At 38.1% G+C, this 813-nt stretch carries 1 protein-coding gene; it reads right to left on the bottom strand.

Going from position 1 to position 813, the window contains the following annotated elements:
* Positions 1–614: 614 nt before the first annotated feature.
* Positions 615–813, bottom strand: a 199-nt coding sequence (locus tag IQR33_RS19260; protein WP_193843938.1) for a phosphoadenosine phosphosulfate reductase family protein, incomplete at its 5' end; no start/stop codon positions are given.

The raw sequence follows: 813 nt of genomic DNA, 5'->3' as shown, positions 1-813 counted from the left end.
GTTCAATCTGAGCCATGATCAAACTCTTCAATTTAAGATTTTGTCGGCTCAATGAATACTGAACATTACATAAGTAATGTTTGAATTGACTGTGCTGAGTCCGAAGACTCAATGGTCACTTCGTTTCATTGAAACCTAATTTGATACCGAAGTATCGAATTGGATTATCATCAACGAGTGCCCACACAGATTGATAGGTCTATATTGTTAAAGAGCAACTCTTCTTTGTGATTGACATCACTTCGGAAGAGGCGGCCATTCTAGCGAGATAATTTATCGTGTCAAACACTTTCTTCAAATTATTTCGTATTTCTTTTCAGCCTTATCAACTTCGCTTAAACCCTTCTGAGCCCTTGCCCTGTCGACGAGGAGGCATTATAGAGATCGCGCTCACATTGGCAAGTGTTATTTTTCAAAAATTGCAAAAACAATGGTTAAACGATGAGTTTTCGATCAAACCTTTATTTATTCAACTTTACCCCAAACTCTCACACAACTTATCCACAGATTTGTGCTTTGAGACGTATTTTTCAAGTACCATAAATAAAGAAAGCTGCTTTATTGCAGCTATCTTTATTAAACTTAACCTAAACTCTATTTAAAGAGTATTATGGCTATATGCCAGACCCATCTTGTTCAGAGCCATCATCTTCGTGTAGGCCACATTCTCGCTTTAAGCCAAAGAATCGAGTTTCTTCCTCTGACATTCCCGGCTCCCATTTACGAGTGGTATGTGTATCACCAACTGAAAGGTAACCTTCATCCCACAATGGATGGTATTTAAGGCCGTGTTGTTCTAAGTAGTAATGAACA

The sequence above is a fragment of the Vibrio sp. OPT46 genome (assembly GCF_015163535.1).
GTDB classification, from domain to species: domain Bacteria; phylum Pseudomonadota; class Gammaproteobacteria; order Enterobacterales; family Vibrionaceae; genus Vibrio; species Vibrio alginolyticus.
Note: the sequence above shows the minus strand (reverse complement) of the source record. Positions and strands in the feature narration are given on the sequence as shown.